This is a genomic window from Nostoc sp. S13 (assembly GCF_029379315.1).
In the GTDB taxonomy this organism is placed as follows: Bacteria; Cyanobacteriota; Cyanobacteriia; order Cyanobacteriales; family Nostocaceae; genus Nostoc.
In genome coordinates this window covers 1-16,635 of record NZ_JAQYWQ010000138.1, presented here as the reverse complement: position 1 = coordinate 16,635, position 16,635 = coordinate 1, and the positions used below count along the sequence as shown (strand labels likewise).

At 43.5% G+C, this 16,635-nt stretch carries 12 protein-coding genes and 3 pseudogenes; 6 read left to right on the top strand and 9 right to left on the bottom strand.

Annotated elements, in window-relative coordinates; translation table 11 throughout:
• Positions 1-534 precede the first annotated feature (534 nt).
• Positions 535-1,071 (top strand): hypothetical protein, encoded by a 537-nt coding sequence (locus tag PUQ00_RS28535; RefSeq protein WP_300422882.1) that lies wholly within the window; start codon positions 535-537, stop codon positions 1,069-1,071.
• Positions 1,072-1,578: 507 nt separating this feature from the next.
• Positions 1,579-4,158, top strand: coding sequence for a GAF domain-containing protein (locus PUQ00_RS28530; protein WP_300422880.1), 2,580 nt, complete (start codon positions 1,579-1,581; stop codon positions 4,156-4,158).
• 119 nt (positions 4,159-4,277) lie between these two features.
• Here the strand turns inward: PUQ00_RS28530 and PUQ00_RS28525 are convergent, their stop codons facing one another.
• Together PUQ00_RS28525 and PUQ00_RS28520 are read right to left on the bottom strand one after the other, a co-directional pair.
• Positions 4,278-4,592 carry a hypothetical protein gene (locus PUQ00_RS28525; RefSeq protein ID WP_300422878.1) on the bottom strand — a complete coding sequence of 105 codons (315 nt, stop codon included), beginning with the start codon at positions 4,590-4,592 and terminating at the stop codon, positions 4,278-4,280.
• 120 nt (positions 4,593-4,712) lie between these two features.
• The gene (locus PUQ00_RS28520) at positions 4,713-4,928 is read right to left on the bottom strand and encodes a hypothetical protein (RefSeq protein WP_300422877.1); all 216 of its coding nucleotides are present in this window, start codon (positions 4,926-4,928) and stop codon (positions 4,713-4,715) included.
• Between the two features lie 28 nt (positions 4,929-4,956).
• On the opposite strand from PUQ00_RS28520, the gene PUQ00_RS28515 reads away from it, so the two are divergent.
• Positions 4,957-5,118 carry a hypothetical protein gene (locus PUQ00_RS28515; RefSeq protein WP_300422876.1) on the top strand — a complete coding sequence of 54 codons (162 nt, stop codon included), beginning with the start codon at positions 4,957-4,959 and terminating at the stop codon, positions 5,116-5,118.
• A 334-nt stretch (positions 5,119-5,452) separates the two neighbouring features.
• Here the strand turns inward: PUQ00_RS28515 and purN are convergent, their stop codons facing one another.
• A complete protein-coding gene (gene purN / locus PUQ00_RS28510; RefSeq protein WP_300422874.1) occupies positions 5,453-6,115 on the bottom strand; it encodes a phosphoribosylglycinamide formyltransferase in 663 nt (220 codons plus the stop codon).
• A gap of 270 nt (positions 6,116-6,385) precedes the next feature.
• Between purN and PUQ00_RS28505 the strand changes: the two genes are divergently transcribed.
• A complete protein-coding gene (locus PUQ00_RS28505) occupies positions 6,386-7,936 on the top strand; it encodes a caspase family protein (protein ID WP_300422872.1) in 1,551 nt (516 codons plus the stop codon).
• On the opposite strand, the pseudogene PUQ00_RS28500 reads toward PUQ00_RS28505, so the two are convergent.
• A pseudogene (locus PUQ00_RS28500) lies at positions 7,935-8,024 on the bottom strand (phosphoribosylglycinamide formyltransferase); the annotation flags it as partial. The gene PUQ00_RS28505 and the pseudogene PUQ00_RS28500 sit on opposite strands and share 2 nt — an antisense overlap.
• Positions 8,025-8,065: 41 nt before the next feature.
• On the opposite strand from PUQ00_RS28500, the gene PUQ00_RS28495 reads away from it, so the two are divergent.
• Positions 8,066-8,947 carry a sugar ABC transporter permease gene (locus PUQ00_RS28495; protein ID WP_300422871.1) on the top strand — a complete coding sequence of 294 codons (882 nt, stop codon included), beginning with the start codon at positions 8,066-8,068 and terminating at the stop codon, positions 8,945-8,947.
• Positions 8,948-8,960: 13 nt separating this feature from the next.
• On the opposite strand, the gene PUQ00_RS28490 is transcribed toward PUQ00_RS28495, so the two are convergent.
• Entirely contained in the window at positions 8,961-9,527 is a 567-nt protein-coding gene (locus PUQ00_RS28490) for a thermonuclease family protein (RefSeq protein WP_300422870.1), read from the bottom strand.
• 186 nt (positions 9,528-9,713) lie between these two features.
• Between PUQ00_RS28490 and PUQ00_RS28485 the strand changes: the two genes are divergently transcribed.
• A complete protein-coding gene (locus PUQ00_RS28485) occupies positions 9,714-10,457 on the top strand; it encodes a ferritin-like domain-containing protein (RefSeq protein ID WP_300422868.1) in 744 nt (247 codons plus the stop codon).
• 172 nt (positions 10,458-10,629) lie between these two features.
• Here the strand turns inward: PUQ00_RS28485 and PUQ00_RS28480 are convergent, their stop codons facing one another.
• The 4 genes and pseudogenes from PUQ00_RS28480 to PUQ00_RS28465 form a co-directional block, all read right to left on the bottom strand.
• A complete protein-coding gene (locus PUQ00_RS28480) occupies positions 10,630-13,518 on the bottom strand; it encodes an NHLP bacteriocin export ABC transporter permease/ATPase subunit (RefSeq protein WP_300422867.1) in 2,889 nt (962 codons plus the stop codon).
• A 58-nt stretch (positions 13,519-13,576) separates the two neighbouring features.
• Positions 13,577-15,616: an NHLP family bacteriocin export ABC transporter peptidase/permease/ATPase subunit gene (locus tag PUQ00_RS28475; protein ID WP_300422866.1), complete on the bottom strand. Its 2,040-nt coding sequence runs from the start codon at positions 15,614-15,616 to the stop codon at positions 13,577-13,579.
• Between the two features lie 127 nt (positions 15,617-15,743).
• Positions 15,744-16,067 (bottom strand): annotated as a pseudogene (locus tag PUQ00_RS28470) (cysteine peptidase family C39 domain-containing protein); the annotation flags it as partial.
• Positions 16,054-16,581: pseudogene (locus PUQ00_RS28465) on the bottom strand (NHLP bacteriocin system secretion protein); the annotation flags it as partial. The pseudogenes PUQ00_RS28465 and PUQ00_RS28470, both read right to left, overlap by 14 nt.
• Positions 16,582-16,635 lie beyond the last annotated feature (54 nt).

The following is a 16,635-nucleotide window of genomic DNA, read 5'->3' as shown; positions in this document are numbered from 1 at the left end:
CCTTGTAGAGACGCGAAATTTCGCGTCTCTACATTCTTTTTCGGAGATGTCTAATATTTGTCGCACCCCTGCAAGAGATAATAATCACAATCTCGTAGCTTTTGCATAGGGTGGGATTTTCATGTAGGGAAAGTTGCACATCGCGTTATTTAATTAAATCTTTGTCTGCTTTTTACTTAGATTTACTCGCAGAATTATCCAGTATTTCTCTCACTTCTATTTCTTTTTCTATGAAAATAAATATATATTTACAAAAGGTTGAGATTAGCACTTATCCCCCATTTCTCACAAGTCCCGCGATGTCTGCGACGGAATATGATCCTCGAACGCGTAGCCTATCGCAGAGAAGACTCGCTATCGGGGACGCACTGATCGTAATCCTTACCCAGAATATATTTCGCGCATTCTTGAAAGGTTATTTTTTGATGTAGTGTGAAAAACCGGAATCTAGATTTTACAGTTTGTCACCACAATCGGATAATTTTTTGGGATGATTGAAAAGATAACAATTTTACTTTCTGGTATTTTGCAATTATGAACCCTAACCTGAAAGATGTATCTCAGAGTTCACCCCGCCGTCAAATTCTCAAAACTGCTCTCACCTTTGTGACTGGCTTAACCACAACATCACTATTATCTTTTTTGATTCCCAAATCCACAAAGCCAGCACAAGCAATTGTTGTGCAACAGCCAAATGAGTTTGAACTTCAGGGCAAAGGTACTTATATCAAGTATTCAATTCTCAATGGAGTTCCACAGCTTGATTACAAAACTCAAAACAGTTCCGCTCATTTCAGTGGTGATGAAATTCAGACATTAGCTACTGATATCGGTACCCTACTGACGGTAATTATTAGCAAACCACCAAACCCCAATCTGGGAGGAAATGTAGTCAGACTCAGCTTACTCTTACCAATTATCAACCTACCTATCGGTAAAGCAGAAACTCCTGTTCAAACGGAAGCCATTTTAACTACTCAAAAAACATCAGGATTTATCCATACTCCCCTGTTTGGACAATTACAGTCATATCAGACTCTCGTACTCACGGGAACCGCTAGATATCGCTAGATACGGCAGTCAATAAATTTTGGATTTTAGATTGCCGAGAGCGTCCCTTGCGCGTCTCGTAAAGAAACGATACGAAGTCAGGAGCGGGGCATAAACCGAAATAATTTTTATAGGACTTACGCATCATACATATGTACTATACTAAATTTGGGCTTTTGAGCCATATTTAACACCCAACACAGTCCAGATGTGATCAAATCAGGGGTGTGTTCAGCGCCGGAAACGTTCATTTTCTATAGTACATATTATGGCTAATTTGTACAGCGTGTAAGTCCTATTTTAATCTAAAATTTGAAATTGGCACAGTTTGATTATTAACAAGCCCGTTAATCAGACCCGATTTTTTTGAGGTCAAAGAGAACAAAAACATTATGGGAGATGACCTAGCAGGTTAGTGCCTCAAAAAAAAGACTCCTGAAAGCCAGGTATTGTTCAGTAAATTGTGTATAAAATTTTTTGGTGAGGTTATTTACTTGATTCTCAATTGCACTAATCCAGGTTTCATTTATGAGTCAGTCTTTTTCTCAAAACCAAGCAAGACAAAATCCTCAACAAAGGCTGTGGCAACAAAAATGGAATTTAAAGACTAAAGCTATAGTTTGGGCACTCAGCATCAGTGTCCTTCCTGTGGTTGCAATTGGAACAGCTACTTACTACTACGGTATTAATTTAATTACCAAACAAATTCCGCAAGTCAGACAAGAAAGTGTAAAAAGTTCAACAGAAACTGAAGCTCTACAAAGACAACTGTCACTCTTGTTAACTGGAATGGGGGTAACAGCAATTTTTACAGGTGCGATCGCTATTTTTGTGGCTAATCGAGCTATTAGTCGAGTCAGCAAGGCTGCGGCAACTTCTAATCTTATAAAAAATAAGCTACGTCCAGATAGTGAGTTTACTCAATCTTTGATCGCTAGCCAAGATGAATTAGTGATGTTAGAGAGTAACATAAACTTATTCACAGAGATGCTTTCGGGTTTGCTACAACAAAAAGAAGCCGAAGCTGATTACTCCCAGCTATCGATAAAAATTACCCGCTGGGTTCGAGAATCATTCAATGAAGAAGATGTTCTCAAAACCACCTCAGAAGAAATTCGTAAAGCTTTAAGCATTGATCGTGTAACCATCTTTTGTTTCAACTCCAACTGTAATGGAACCTTTATCGCTGAATCAGTAGCACCTGGTTTACCGAAAATGTTAGGGGTTATAGTCTCTAATACTGGGTTTGAGGCAGGATATATAGAAAAATATCAGAATGGTTGTATCCGTGCTATTGATGATATCTATCAAGCCAATCTCAGTGATGGTGATATTGAGCTGCTAGAGCAATTTGCTGTCAAATCTAATTTAGTGGCACCCATTATTAAAGGTAAGCAGCTATTCGGTTTATTGATTGCACATCAGTGTTCTAGACTTCGCTATTGGCAGCAGTCTGAAATTAATTTGTTCGCTCACATAGCCATGCAAGTAGGATTTGCTCTTGACTACGCTAGGCTTTTAAAACAGGTAGATTCAAAGGCAGATCGAGCTCAGGTATTCATAGAAACTACCCGCAACATTCGCCAATCACTCAACGAAGAGGATGTCCTGAAAACGACTGTGGAAGAGGTTCGCAAAGTACTGAGTACTGACAGAGTGCTGGTTTATAGCTTTAACGCTAATTGGGTTGGAACTGTGATTGCCGAATCAGTGGTTCCAGGTTATCCAAAAGTTTTGCGAGCCGAAATTCAAGACCCATGTTTCACTCAGGGCTATATAGAAAAGTATCAGTCTGGTCGCGTTCTAGCCACAAACAACATTTATGAAGCCGGTTTGGCTGATTGTCACATTAGCCTGCTGGAATCATTTGCTGTGAAAGCAAATTTGGTTGCCCCCATTCTCAAAGATCAACAGCTGTTTGGCTTATTAATTGCACATCAATGCTCCAGACCCCGTGATTGGCAACAGCCTGAGATTGATTTATTTGCCCAGATAGCGATGCAAGTGGGATTTGCTCTCGATCATGCCAGGCTGCTGCAACGAATCGATGCTGAAGGTGTGCAAAGTCGATTGCTGGCGGATACTATCGGCAGCATTCGCCAATCGCTCAACGAAGAGGATGTCCTCAAAATCACCGTAGAAGAGGTTCGGAAAGTACTGAGTACTGACCGAGTGATGGTTTATAGCTTTAACGCCGATTGGTCTGGAATTGTGATTGCCGAATCAGTTGTTCTCACCTACCCAAAAGTTTTGCAATCTGAAATCCGAGACCCATGTTTTGGTCAAGGCTATGTAGAACAGTATAAGTCTGGTCGCGTTCTAGCCATAAACAACATTTATGAAGTCGGTTTGGCTGATTGTCACATTAGCTTACTCGAATCCTTTGCTGTGAAAGCAAATTTAGTAGCCCCTATTATTAAAGATGAACAGTTATTTGGCTTGTTAATTGCACATCAATGCTCCAAACCTCGTGATTGGCAACAATCTGAGATTGATTTATTTGCCCAAATAGCTATCCAAGTGGGATTTGCTCTCGACCATGCCAGGCTGCTGCAACGAATCGAAGCAGAAAGTATGCGAAGTCAGTTACTAGTGGATATTATCCGCAAGATTCGCCAATCGCTCAACGAAGAGGATATCATTAAAACCACTGTGGAAGAAGTTCGCAAAGCACTAAGTACTGACCGAGTGCTGGTTTATAGCTTTTACGCTAATTGGTTCGGAATTATAATTGCCGAATCGGTGGTTTCAGGTTATCCCAAAGTTTTGCGGTCTAAAATCCATGACCCCTGCTTCACTCAAGGCTATGTAGAAAAGTACCAGTCTGGTCGCGTTGTTGCAACAAACAACATTTATGAAGCCGGTTTGGCTGATTGTCACATTAAACTGCTCGAATCCTTTGGTGTGAAAGCAAATTTAGTAGCACCCATTATCAAAGATGAGCAGCTATTTGGCTTGTTAATTGCACATCAGTGTTCTGAACCCCGTGATTGGCAACAGCCTGAGATTGATTTATTTACCCAGATAGCAATGCAAGTAGGATTTACTCTCGATCATGCTAGGCTCCTACAAGCGTATCAAGCGGCTGAAACTAACTCTGGTGAATAGCTTTATGAGAGAGGATGCAATACGCTTCGGATAAGATCCCCCCGCCTGCGGCGACCCCTTTTTTAGAGGGTCGCCAAGGAAACAATCGCCTGAAAGGCTTGCCCTGCCATTGGTTGTATCTATGTTGAGAGTATTGACGTTGTCGTTGTTGTTGTCTCCCCATCAGTTGATGAAGTTGTTAGTGGGATTAGGACTTGCTTCCGGCGGGATAGATCGTTAATGAAGTCTTCCGCTACAGACCCTACTGCACCTCCAACTAATCCTCCTGCAATAATACCAGCTAGTCCTGCTTTAGAGCCGATATAACTACCAGCAACAGCGCCAACAATACTTCCAAATAAATTACCTCCAACTACAAGTTGAGATTCTTCCTCAGACAGTTCTTGCAATTCAAGTTCTTTAAGATTAGATAAATCAGACAATATGTTACTCATATCTATGCTCCTTAATTTTTGAGAAGCGATTAACAATTGCAGTAGTTTGCAATTGTTAAAGCAGTGTAAGCAATGCTTTTAAACTTATTAATACTCTACTAAGTGCTGTTAATTGCTGTACTATACATTATTTAATACATTTAAAATTATTAATTCAGTTGGTGAGTTGGGCGTGGTGGCAAGCTCATAAATTAGCGAGGTCTGGTAACGTGGCGAGGTAGCTTTGGTCAGCGCGATCGCTGTGACGGTGTGTAGGGCTATCGCTGTAATTGGTGGCCAGGGATAGGTTAGCGATTGTTTACATAAGTTATGCAATGCCTCGTTTTTATTTGGCATAACCCTTTTAACTGTAGCGGGTTAACAAATGATCGTGATCGGGCGTTATCACGACATTACCGTCGCCGAGTTTGAGGAGATAACAAAAGGTTTAACTCACTTTGGGGGTTTAAGTAAAGAGCAAGACAGGCAGAACGTTTTGGGATGGTCGATTATTGCCGTATCTGGGAAAGGCGAGCGCACTGACTGAGTTTTTCCCCTAGATTAAATGCTCCCGGTAAACGTCGGTAAGTCGAGGATCTTGTTTGTGACAAATGATTTGGGATTGCGATATCAGCATAGTAATGTTTTAGAATCTGGATAGAAGCAAAATATTTTCCCTACAGTTCCTCCTCATTTCGCTCTAAAAAAGTTAAACACAGAGGCACTGGAATAATAACCAATCCTCCTGTGTTTGTTGTTTTAAGCACTGCATAGCCTTAACTGAACCATATTGGGCTAGGGTGGAGTAAAACCTTGGTTAATCAGCTATTTCAGACTTGTGTGTACACCGTAGCAGGGTACGAGAACTGCTTTATGTATTTTTACACTAGGTTTAGTGTACCTTTTGACGAAGAAGCTGCCAGAGCGATCGCTAGTGGCAAAATCCGATGTTCCTGAATTTGAATCCTGGCGTGGAGTGTTTCTGCTGTATCATCCGGCAGTACTGGTACTGCGGCTTGCATCAATATTGGCCCACTGTCCATTTCTAAACAAGTTATATGCGCTGTACAACCAGTGATTTTTACCCCAGATGCCAAGGCTTGTTCTACGGCATGGATTCCCTTGAAACTAGGTAACAAACTAGGATGGATATTAATAATCCTCTCAGAAAAAGCATCAATTAATACTGACGTTACCAGTCGCATCCAACCTGCCAAAATCACCCATTCCACATCGTAGTGCCGCAATGTCTGCACAATTTTCTGATCAAACTCTTCTCGATTTTGATAGTTGCGGTGATTCAATAAAACAGCTTCTACACTTCTATTCGCTGCTCTTACGGCTGCTTTCGCTGAGGGGTTATTGTAAATTAAAACTTGAATTTGAGCATTTAGCTGCCCATCTTGGATAGCTTGAGCAACTACATCAAAATTGCTGCCATTCCCAGAAGCCATAATTCCCAGTTTTAAAGGGGCGAATTGTTGGCAATCATCGCTAATGTTGGGAGAAACTAAGCTAAGGGTAGAATCAGGGCACAGGGTCATAACAGCTAAGAGGGAAAATTATAGATGCCAAAAAAATATACTAAATCGTGGTTGGATAATAATACAGTAGCTGCTTGGATTTTTCTCACATAAATAGGTAGAATTTCATCCTTGTTGCGTGCGATGTCTACGACTGGCTACGCCTACGCTTGATTAAATTTTGCACATAACTAGTCCAATTGATATATGTGATATTTTAATACTTGGTATGAAGGGAACAACACAGAGATTAAAGCCGCAGAGGATTTGATCGCAGCATAGGTAAGTTTAATGGCGAAGTTAGCGTTGCTGATTGGGGTCAGTGTGTATGAGCCAGGGCTGAATCCGTTGCCCAGTGCAGTTAGAGATGTGGAAGCCGTGTACGAGGTGCTGCTGCATCCAGAGATAGGCGAGTTTGCTGCGTCAGATATTCTGCGGCTAGAAAATCCTGAACGACAAGCTGTGGAAATGGCGATCGAAATGCTGTTTTCCAATCGGCACAAGGATGATTTGCTGCTACTCTACTTTTCAGGGCATGGCATCAAAGACGATCGCGGTAGGCTGTATCTGGCGACTCGCAACACCAGTAAGACGCCGCAGGGTGAATTGATTCGCTCAACGTCGGTGTCTGCCAATTTTATTCACGATCGCATGATCGAAAGTCGCTCCCGGCGGCAGGTGGTGATCCTAGATAGCTGTTTTAGTGGCGCGTTTGCTGAGGGGATGTCTGCCAAAGATGATGGCACAATTGACATCCGGCAGCAGTTGGGCGGTGAAGGACGAGCTGTATTGACTTCTTCTACTTCGACTCAATATTCCTTTGAGGAGGAAGGGCAAGATTTATCGATTTACACTCGTTTTTTGATTGAAGGTATCAAGTCGGGAGAAGCCGATCGCGATCAGGATGAGTTTATCTCCGTCGATGAACTCCATGAATACGCCAGTCAGAAGGTGCAAAAACTTCAACCGGCGATGAAGCCGGAAATCTATGCAATCCGAGAAGGCTTTAAAATTCGACTGACAAAGGTGGCTCCAGGTGATCCCAGACAGCGATACCATAAAGAGGTAGCGCGATTTATTCATCGAGGCGAAATTTCTCTTGTTGGTCGTCGCACATTGGATTATCAGAAGACTCGCTTAGGATTGGAGACAACTGAGGCGAAGGCGATTGAAGATCAGGTGTTGGAACCGTACCGCGACCAGTTCCACGAAAAACTCCAGCAGTATCAACAGGTGTTTACCGAACTACTGGAGCGAGACGAGACGATTGCCGATAGCGATCGCCACGATCTGCAAAATCTCCAGGAAATTTTGGGGCTGCGGAATGAGGACACGATGCCGATTGAGGCACTAGTGACAGCACAGTTTAAGACGCATCAGCAAAACCTGCAAACTTATGAGCAGGCGTTTACAACGGCACTGCAACAGGAGTTTCCCCTGAGTAGAGCAAGCCGCGATCGCTTCTTACGGCAAACTCAGCAGCAATTAGAGCTTGCAAATGGAGATATTGCGGCGATTGAATCCCAGATTACGGCTGAGGTAGAGGCATATCACCAAAAACTCCAGGATTACCAACGGCTGTTTTTTACTGCGACGCAGCAGGAATATCCTCTCAGCAAGGCAACCCGGACTGACTTACGCCAACAGCAGCAGCGTTTGGGACTGACGGATGTAGATGTTGCACCAATTGAAGCGCAAATCACAACGCAGATTGAAAGCTATCATCAAAAACTCCAGCAGTACGAGCAGGCGTTTGTGAAGGCGACGCAGCGTCAGCATTATCCAGATGAGGTGACGCGGAAGCAGTTGCAGCTTCATAAAAAATTGGTATTACCCAAGTGATCGCTTGTGGTAAAATCCGATGTTCTTTAATTTTAATTCTGGCGTGGAGTATTTCTGGTGTATCATCCGGCAGTACTGGTACTACACTTACATAAATATTAAGCATTAAGCTAAGAGGGTTAATTACACATGCCAAAAATATATACTAAGTCGTGGTTGGATAATGATACAGTAGCTGCCTGGATTTTTCTCACACCAGCACTAATTTTGCTGGGCGTTTTTATCATTTGGCCGATCGCTTATTTGTTTTACCTTAGCTTCACTGCTGGTAGTTTCACTTTAAAAGGTACTTATTGGATAGGCTTAAAAAACTATTGGCGCTTGCTAGTCAACCCCGACTTCTGGCAAGTTCTGGGTAACACCTTTTATTTTACTGTTGCCACAATCATTCCCAGTTTAGTTATTTCTTTGGGATTAGCAGTGCTATTAAACCGCTCCATTCCCTTGCGGGGTATGCTGCGAAGTGCCTATTTTCTCCCTTCCATTATCTCACTTGTGGCAGCCGGTTTGGGATTTCGCTGGCTGTTTCAAACATCAGGGCCAGTTAACGGACTTTTAGATTTTTTTGGCATTCCACCCATATCCTGGCTAGGAGACACATTTTGGGCAATGCCAGTACTTATTGTAATGAGTATTTGGAAACAATTAGGTTTCAATATGGTGGTTTTTTTATCCGGGTTGCAAGCAATTCCTCCCAGTCGTTATGAAGCAGCAGATTTGGATGGAGCAAATGCTTGGCAACAATTTTGGTATATTACTCTGCCTGGATTGCGTCCGACTGTGATATTTGCAATCATCACTACCGCGATTTTTACATTGCGGAGTTTTGAGCAAGTTTATGTGATGACTGGCGGTGGCCCACTGAATTCGACTAATTTGCTAGTTTACTACATTTACCAAGAGGCTTTTGCTCAGTTTGATTTTGGTTATGCAGCAGCAGCAGCGACAGTGTTACTAGCAGTAACGCTGGTACTAGTGTATTTGCAACTGCAAACTTGGGGAGAGGAGTAGAATTTTCAAGTTTTTACTTCTTATATAGGCTGCGATATTCCCAAGGGTTAATAAATTTAGCATCACTCCAAATACCAAGCCGTTGTTCCTTAGCCTCAGCTTCGGCTTGTTGAACTAAGTTTTTACTAGGACACTTATTTAAATAGGGACGATACACTTTTGCCAACCCTTCTTGCAACAATACCTGTTGTACAAAAGTGCCATTTTTTAAACGGACTTCGGCAATTTGGCGTCCATAGCGATCGCTATCGGTGATATTTAAAGTCACGCGATCGCCTCCTTGTTGCACCAGTTCTTGCACCCGTTCTCGTGCTTTCACACCCCAAGTAAATTGATTGCGATCGCTAATGCGTTTACTCTGCTTTTCTTTGTTAGTATGAGCTATTTCTGGCGCATCGACACAAGCAAAGCGCACGGTAATATTTTTGCCGTTGGTATCTTTCACTACTAAAGTATCGCCATCACTCACTCGCTCAACCGCGTCTCCAGAAGTACTGACAAAGCGATCGCAGCCTAGCAAACCTAAAATTATGATCGTTGCACAAAGCCAAAATCGCACTGGTTTAGTTAATTTCTCCATCCAAACTCACCTGCATTACTTCTGTGGGATGATACTAGCAAAATGCAAAGATATTTTTGGTAACTGTTGACATACTGCCACAGGCAATTCCAAATCAAAAATGGTAAGACCCTCTGGTGGCAACCGAATAGAAAATGCAGACTAGTATAAGAATTGTAACCTTGCAATTGTCAGGGGCAATTTCTGATGAACTTCTTGACTCACGTTCTGCATTTAGCTGGTTCAGGTGCTTTTGCCTATTACTCTGCTGCTCAAATTCGTGATTCTAAAACCCGCCCCAACATCCTTGCGGGGTTTCAGTTGGCCGAATCTGGCTCTGTGCCGTTTTTATCTGCACTTAGCGATCGCGCAGCTGCCGAAGGCGATACATGGCTAGCCGAAAAACTAGCAAAACATGCATCAGATGAAACTAGGCATGGTAAAATTTTTGCCCACGCCTTACAACAGTTGGATAAACAAGTTATAGATTTTAAGCGTCAACCCCAAACTACATTGACAAAAAAATCACAACAGCGTAGTCCCTTTTTCGCAGCATTCTATGAGGGCTACCCTCAAGAACAGCTTAAACCGGCTGTGATTGATTGGGATGTATTTATGCCTAGCACATACATTCTGGAGTTAGATGCTAGCAAAGACTTTACGCGAATGGCGAAAGTATTACCTGATCACGAGTCAACTGCTCGGAACTTAAAGTTAGGAATGCTAAATATTGCCCAAGATGAAACTGGACATGCTGCTTATCTCTACGAAGCGATGATGCGACGGATGTCTGCAACTGAAGTGCAAAAACTCGTAGATATGTGGCGAACCCGCAAGGTAAATGCCTTGTTGGCAATGGTTGGCGGTATTCTTCAGCGCAACGGTGAAACGCGATCGCTAGTCCAAGATAGTGCGCCGTCGGAAATCGATTCTGAGTTGGTAGCTACGTAATTATAAATATCCTTGAGTATCTAATGATGAACCACCCCTGGCTAACGAAAGTTTGAGCCAGGGGTTTCTATATTCCCTCAGAGCTATTTCGAGCGCTAATCGTTGCCTGTCTGGCGGCTTCAACGTTTTATACTTACTATGCCTTAACTTGGCTTTGGCAAATTTCAGAGAACTACGCCATTTGCCGAGCCATTAACTGGGCAAATAGCCCCTCAACAGCAGCTAGCTCCTGAAAAGTTCCCTGTTGTACAACCCGGCCAGCTTGGAGTACATAAATGCGGTGAGCGTTGCGGATGGTGCTTAGTCGGTGAGCGATCGCAATTCTGGTAACTTGTAAGTTCTCTAAACTTTCACTGACAATCGCCTGGGTTCTGTTATCGAGCGCACTGGTAGCCTCATCAAATAACAAAATGCGGGGTTTTAATGCCAGAGCGCGGGCAATTAACAACCGTTGTCGTTGTCCTCCAGAAAGATTACCGCCTCCTTCACTCACGACAGTATGCATTTGCATTGGCATGGTGGTGATATCGTTAGCGAATCCCGACATCCGCGCCGCCTCCCAAGCTTCATCCAAGGTAATCTGAGCGCCGCCTGCAATATTCTCGAAAATGGAAGCTGAACTCAACTGGCCATTTTGTAAAACAACGCCCAACTGTCGGCGGACTGCATCTACATCTAATCCTGACAAGTCTTGACCATCATAGTAAATACTACCTGCAATTGGAGTCTCAAATCCCAGTAGTAATCGGAGAATAGTTGATTTTCCGCTGCCAGAACTACCTATCAGAGCAATAAACTCCCCAGGAGCAGCAGAGATACTCACATCATCCAGCGTTAGCGGCCCATCACTGCGGTAGCGGAATGTAATATGTTCTAAAGTAATATTGCCGATCAGCCTGCCAGGATCGGCTTTGCACAGATCCACTTCTGGTATAGTCGAAAGAATAGGCTGGGTGCGTTGCCATTGGGGAAGAACTTGCAGAATTTCAGTAACTGTATTGCTCAAATCTGTGGTTCCCCTAGTAAAGTTATTAAAAGCTGCATTGAAAGCAAGGAAAGTTCCAAGGGATATTTCAATAACTCCTGAAGTTTGAGGATTTTCTAGGAGTTTAATAGTAAACCAGAAAAGGACTCCCGAAGTTAGTATGGGCATTACTGTATTAAAAAGTGCAACAGCATCTTCAACCCGTTGTGTACTAAGTTCTAGCTTAATTTGTTGAGTATAATTTTTACTCCAAGCTGCAAATGCACGTTCTTGGGCCCCAGCAATATGCAGTTTGGAAATGCCATTAATTAGCTGCACCGTCTGCCCAAAAATACTGCCCCGCAGTTCCAAGAGCGGACGCACCTTAGATAGCAATAGTAAACCAGAGACTGTAGTCACAGCGATCGCAATTATGGCAAATGCAACTGCAATCAAAGCTAATTTGTAGTTGTAATAAAATAACTGCCCTAAGTAAAACAGCGCGAACAGACTGGTAAGAAGATTAATTAGGATTCTCCCACTAAGTCGTCGGCTGATCGTACTCACAGATGAGACGCGGGAGAAAATATCTCCGGTTGTGTACTGTCGGAAAAAGGATACTGGTAAGGAGAGCAGTCGATCCCAGACACCAGCCTGAGTGGAAGCATCCCCAGCTGTTTCAATCCGCAGCAGAGCAAAGCCCTGAGTTAGCTGAAATAGACCTGTCCCTAAGGCTGCAACGAGTAGCCCCAATCCTATTTGTAGCAATAATCCGCGATCGCTATCAGGAATTGCGTTGTCTACAATAATCGCAGTGGCATAGGGTGTAATCATCCCTAGCAGTGTGACAGCAATACCCGTCAATAAAATTACTACCAGATTCGGGCTACGTCCTTTAAGTGTGAATCGCAGTATATCAACAGTTTGCAGTACCTTATCAGGTAGAGAGCGATAAAACATATAGGCAACAGGAGCCAGTGTTGCAGCTATCTGCTCATCTACCCGGAAGCGGGTATGCTCAACTGGGTCAAAAATTTCATAACGAGTTGCAGAAACTGGTAGCAGTGCTACTGGTCGATTATCTTGCTGGGTATAGGCAACTATTGGCCCAGAATTCTTCTCCCACCAATTATCTCGCAATAGTACCCTCCGCATTCGGATACGTGAAGCCCGGACAATTGCTTCTAATGGCTCCTTAACATGCTTCAGGTTTTCAAAGCGAGACGGGGGACGAATCTTTACACCCATAGCTCTCCCTACGGCTCCAGCAGCAACCAACAAAGGAGTGCCTTCTAGGAAAAAGTCTCCATCTTGGGAACTCAATGTTGATGCTAAAGAGCCTATAGCCTGCGCTGTAACTTGACGATTGAGGCGTTGGCGCACGCGCAATCGTGTCATCTCTGCCTGTACTTCCCGCTCATCTAACAAGTTAAGGCATTGTAGGAGTTGAGTATGCAGTTGAGATAACCCAGCCAGAAGGGTATCTGGATTTTGAAATTGGCTAGTGGTCTTAGTTGTAAGTTGTACCCCCTCCACTGCTTCTAACCACATTCTGTCAGTCAGGGGAAAAATTGCGTTGACTGTAGTTAAAATAAGTTCCTCAAACCCCAGAAAGCGGACAGTCCCTTCCTGAAGTTGAACCCAACAGGTGACACCTGCTTCTGGCTGGAAAGTCTGACCATTGTTTAAAGAAAATCGTGATTCTTCCTTAGCTTTTATATGGATTGTTGGAGTGGTAACGTGGGACAATACACCACCGAGTTGTAACAGCCAATTTTCTACCCAGGCTATGGTGCTGACATCTCCACTGGCTACTAATTCTCGGTAACATTCCTGATGTATTTGTAGTAATTCAGTCTCCCCAGTGGGTACTGCCAAAATCTGACGATGTTGATTAGTAGAATTAGCAGTTCCAAAAAGTGCCTCTCCTTGGCTAATACTGCACAGATAACGGCGTGTCCCTTCGATAACACCACTTTTAACTGTAACGGCAAACAAAGCCATAGAGCCAGACTGAATTACCCATACCCGTGAAGGGTCATCCAGTAGAATCGGTTCATTGCCATTAACTATATAAACTTGCCCCTGTATTAGCATTTTGGATTTTAGATTTTAGATTTTTAAATAGTAAATAGTAATCTACTTCTCCCCCTCTCTACCCTTCAGTGCCAAGCAAGCGCGAATATACACCATCTACTTGCCATAATTCTTTGTGAGTGCCTTGTTGTACAACTTTTCCGCGTTCTAGAACGATGATTTGATCGCAGTCGCGGATAGTGCTTAACCGATGAGCAACAATGATGCAGGTGCATCCTCGGCGGCGGAGATTTTGGTCAATGATTTGTTCTGTTTCTGCATCTAAGGCGCTGGTGGCTTCATCCATGATCAGGATAGAGGGATTATTTACTAAAGCACGAGCGATTTCTAAGCGTTGTCGCTGACCACCACTTAAATTAGCAGCACCTTCTATGAGTTCGGCATCAAACCCGCCGGACATAGAGAGAATTACATCAGCGATCGCCGCATCAATACATGCCCGCATCAGACTTTTATCTGGTACAGTAGTATCCCAGAGGGTCAAATTATCTCTAACCGTACCGCCAAACAGCAAAATTTCCTGCTCTACCATTGCAACAGAGTTGGTGAGCAGTTGTTGCGGAATCTGCTCTCTAAATTTTCCATCAAAGCAAATCTCTCCCGTCCAAGGTTGATAAAGTCCGCTTATAAGTTTGGCAATGGTAGATTTACCAGAACCGCTTGCTCCTACCAAAGCTACTCGCTGCCCTGGTTTAATCGACAGGTTAAAATTCTCAATTAAGGGCAATTCTAAACGGCTATAGCCAAACGTAACATTCCGCAACTCGACATATCCCTGCAACTTAGGAAGAAGATAAGAACTGGAGGATGATTTTCCCTCCCCTGCTCCCCTGCTCCCCTGGTTACTGAGCTTGTCCTGAGCGGACTTGTACTGAGCATCTCGGCTTCGCTCGATGGAGCCGGAGTCGAAGTAGCCGAAGGAAGTCGAAGTATGCTCCTCTGCTCCTTTTCCTTCCCCAATCGGATTATCCAGCACATCATCAAGGCGAATTAAATTACCCTCCAGTTCTTGAAGAGTTGTACCGAAGTTGACCAGATTGTTAACAGGCTGCTGAAAGTTGAGCATCAAACCTTGAAAAGCAATGAGCATTCCGATACTAAGATACCCATCCATAACCCGTAAACCACCGACAACCAACAACAACATAGAAGAAAGGGCAGATAATAGCTTGGGTAATACTGAGAATGTCTGATTTGTAACTCCCAGTTCCTGCTGGGAATTGAGAGCTTTAGTGTAATAACCTGACCACCGGGAAAAGAAATCTGACTCTAATCCTGATGCTTTGAGTGTTTCTATACTTTGAAGCGCGGCAATAGATACACCAGCAGCTTTACCATATTCTTGGATCAATCGTTGATTAGCATCTACGCGTTGACGAGAAATCAGTTGTAAAGTTAAGACATTTACAGTAGCAAAACTAACTACAATTAAGGTCAGTACCCAGTCATATTGCACCATGACCAGGGCGTAAAAAAACACCATCAATGTGTCGATGATTGTAGTTGCTAACCGTCCCGCCAGAACATCAGCTACTTGGTCATTGAGAGTAGTACGATTACTGATTTCTCCAGCAAATCGTTGGGCGTAAAAGCTAACAGGTAAGCGGAGAATATGCCACAGGAAGCGGCTGGACATACCCACAGCTAATTTGATTTTCAGGCGACGCAGGTAGCGTAACCGTAGTAAAGTTAATGATCCTTGGAGTATAGCAGCGATCGCCATTCCCACAAGCAAAGGACGCAACCATAACTGCTGTCCCTGCACCAAAATGTCATCTACAAACACTTGGCTAAACACAGGTATCACTAACCCGACAATAGTCAAGAAAAATCCCGCTATTACGCAGTAGAGTAAAACTTCACCCGAACCCTGTAGCCGTGACCACAGAGATAAAATCATGCTGGGTTTGTGACCACCTTTCGTAAACCCCGCGCCTGGTTCCATCACCAGCACAACTCCGGTATACCCCTCATCAAATTCCTGTAAAGACACATGACGGGGGCCTGTGCCCGGGTCATTGATATAAACCCGTTGTTTACTCCATCCTTCTACTACGAGGAAGTGATTGAAGTTCCAAAAGACAATAGACTTATCCACAAATAAACCTCAAAATAGCTGAAACCCTTACATAGCTGGCTTTTTAGCTTATATAAAACAGGAACCTCTAAAACCCTCTCCAGAGCTAGGTTTCAGCCAAATAAAGTTCTCATTTCCGGATAAGTCTAATATAAGGGGGGCGCAGTTCTTGAAGTTGTTTTAGTTCTTTTTTAAAACCTTTTGCTTCTAGTCCATAGTTTCTCGCAACTTTCACCATATTAGATGCCTTGCTGCCATCGCGGGAAACTCCGCATTCAATACGCAGTTGTGGCAAAGGGACAATGCGATCGTAGTAACCTAGAATAATTCCTAAAGCCGCAGCACCACATTCCACTGCTTCCATTTGTAGGAGAGTGGGTGTTTTTACCCGTAGGCTTCTGCGTGGCAGTAGTTTTTGTAAATACTGCCAAGGATTAAAAGGTGTTACTAAAGTAGATTTAATAGATACCACTGACAGACCTCAAGATAGGCAAAATGAAGGTGATGGGAGCGCGTTCTTCTACCTTGACTCGCACAACGGTGGTAGTTCCAGAAGAAATTTTCAAGTGCGGTCCTGTGGAAGAAGACCACTTGTAGCCGCTTGGTGTATTGCTATCTAGTTTTAAGTCAGAGAATACTTGGATTAGACCTTCTTGTTTTTCAGATATCAAAGCTGACACGATTTCTGAATTGCCTACTTCTGACGCGGCGGCCTCTTTAGTAATGGGAAAGCGTGAGATATTGGTGACTGAACCCACAATGCCGCCAAAGCGTTCCCGCTTCACGGTTTGGGGGGTAATTTGAATTGTCATTCCGGCTTGAATTTTCTTACCATCAGCAACGGGAAAATAGGTAACGCTAACTAACTTGCTTTTGGGATTCTCTGCCTCTATGCTTGCCAGACGAGTACCAGCGCTAACAACCTGTCCTGGTGTCTGCGTGATTTCGAGAATGCGTCCTGAGTATTGACTAATAATTTGGCTGTTAAGTAGCTCAACCTAATTAAATGTAAAACGCTCGACTTGGTACTGACCTTGTAT

What these genes read in the sequence shown, in the direction of transcription:
- PUQ00_RS28535 (WP_300422882.1), top strand. Translation starts at nt 535, where the DNA reads ATGAACCCTAACCTGAAAGATGTATCTCAGAGTTCACCCCGCCGTCAA.
- PUQ00_RS28530 (WP_300422880.1), top strand. Translation starts at nt 1,579, where the DNA reads ATGAGTCAGTCTTTTTCTCAAAACCAAGCAAGACAAAATCCTCAACAA.
- PUQ00_RS28525 (WP_300422878.1), bottom strand. Translation starts at nt 4,592, where the DNA reads ATGAGTAACATATTGTCTGATTTATCTAATCTTAAAGAACTTGAATTG.
- PUQ00_RS28520 (WP_300422877.1), bottom strand. Translation starts at nt 4,928, where the DNA reads ATGCCAAATAAAAACGAGGCATTGCATAACTTATGTAAACAATCGCTA.
- PUQ00_RS28515 (WP_300422876.1), top strand. Translation starts at nt 4,957, where the DNA reads ATGATCGTGATCGGGCGTTATCACGACATTACCGTCGCCGAGTTTGAG.
- purN (WP_300422874.1), bottom strand. Translation starts at nt 6,115, where the DNA reads ATGACCCTGTGCCCTGATTCTACCCTTAGCTTAGTTTCTCCCAACATT.
- PUQ00_RS28505 (WP_300422872.1), top strand. Translation starts at nt 6,386, where the DNA reads ATGGCGAAGTTAGCGTTGCTGATTGGGGTCAGTGTGTATGAGCCAGGG.
- PUQ00_RS28495 (WP_300422871.1), top strand. Translation starts at nt 8,066, where the DNA reads ATGCCAAAAATATATACTAAGTCGTGGTTGGATAATGATACAGTAGCT.
- PUQ00_RS28490 (WP_300422870.1), bottom strand. Translation starts at nt 9,527, where the DNA reads ATGGAGAAATTAACTAAACCAGTGCGATTTTGGCTTTGTGCAACGATC.
- PUQ00_RS28485 (WP_300422868.1), top strand. Translation starts at nt 9,714, where the DNA reads ATGAACTTCTTGACTCACGTTCTGCATTTAGCTGGTTCAGGTGCTTTT.
- PUQ00_RS28480 (WP_300422867.1), bottom strand. Translation starts at nt 13,518, where the DNA reads ATGCTAATACAGGGGCAAGTTTATATAGTTAATGGCAATGAACCGATT.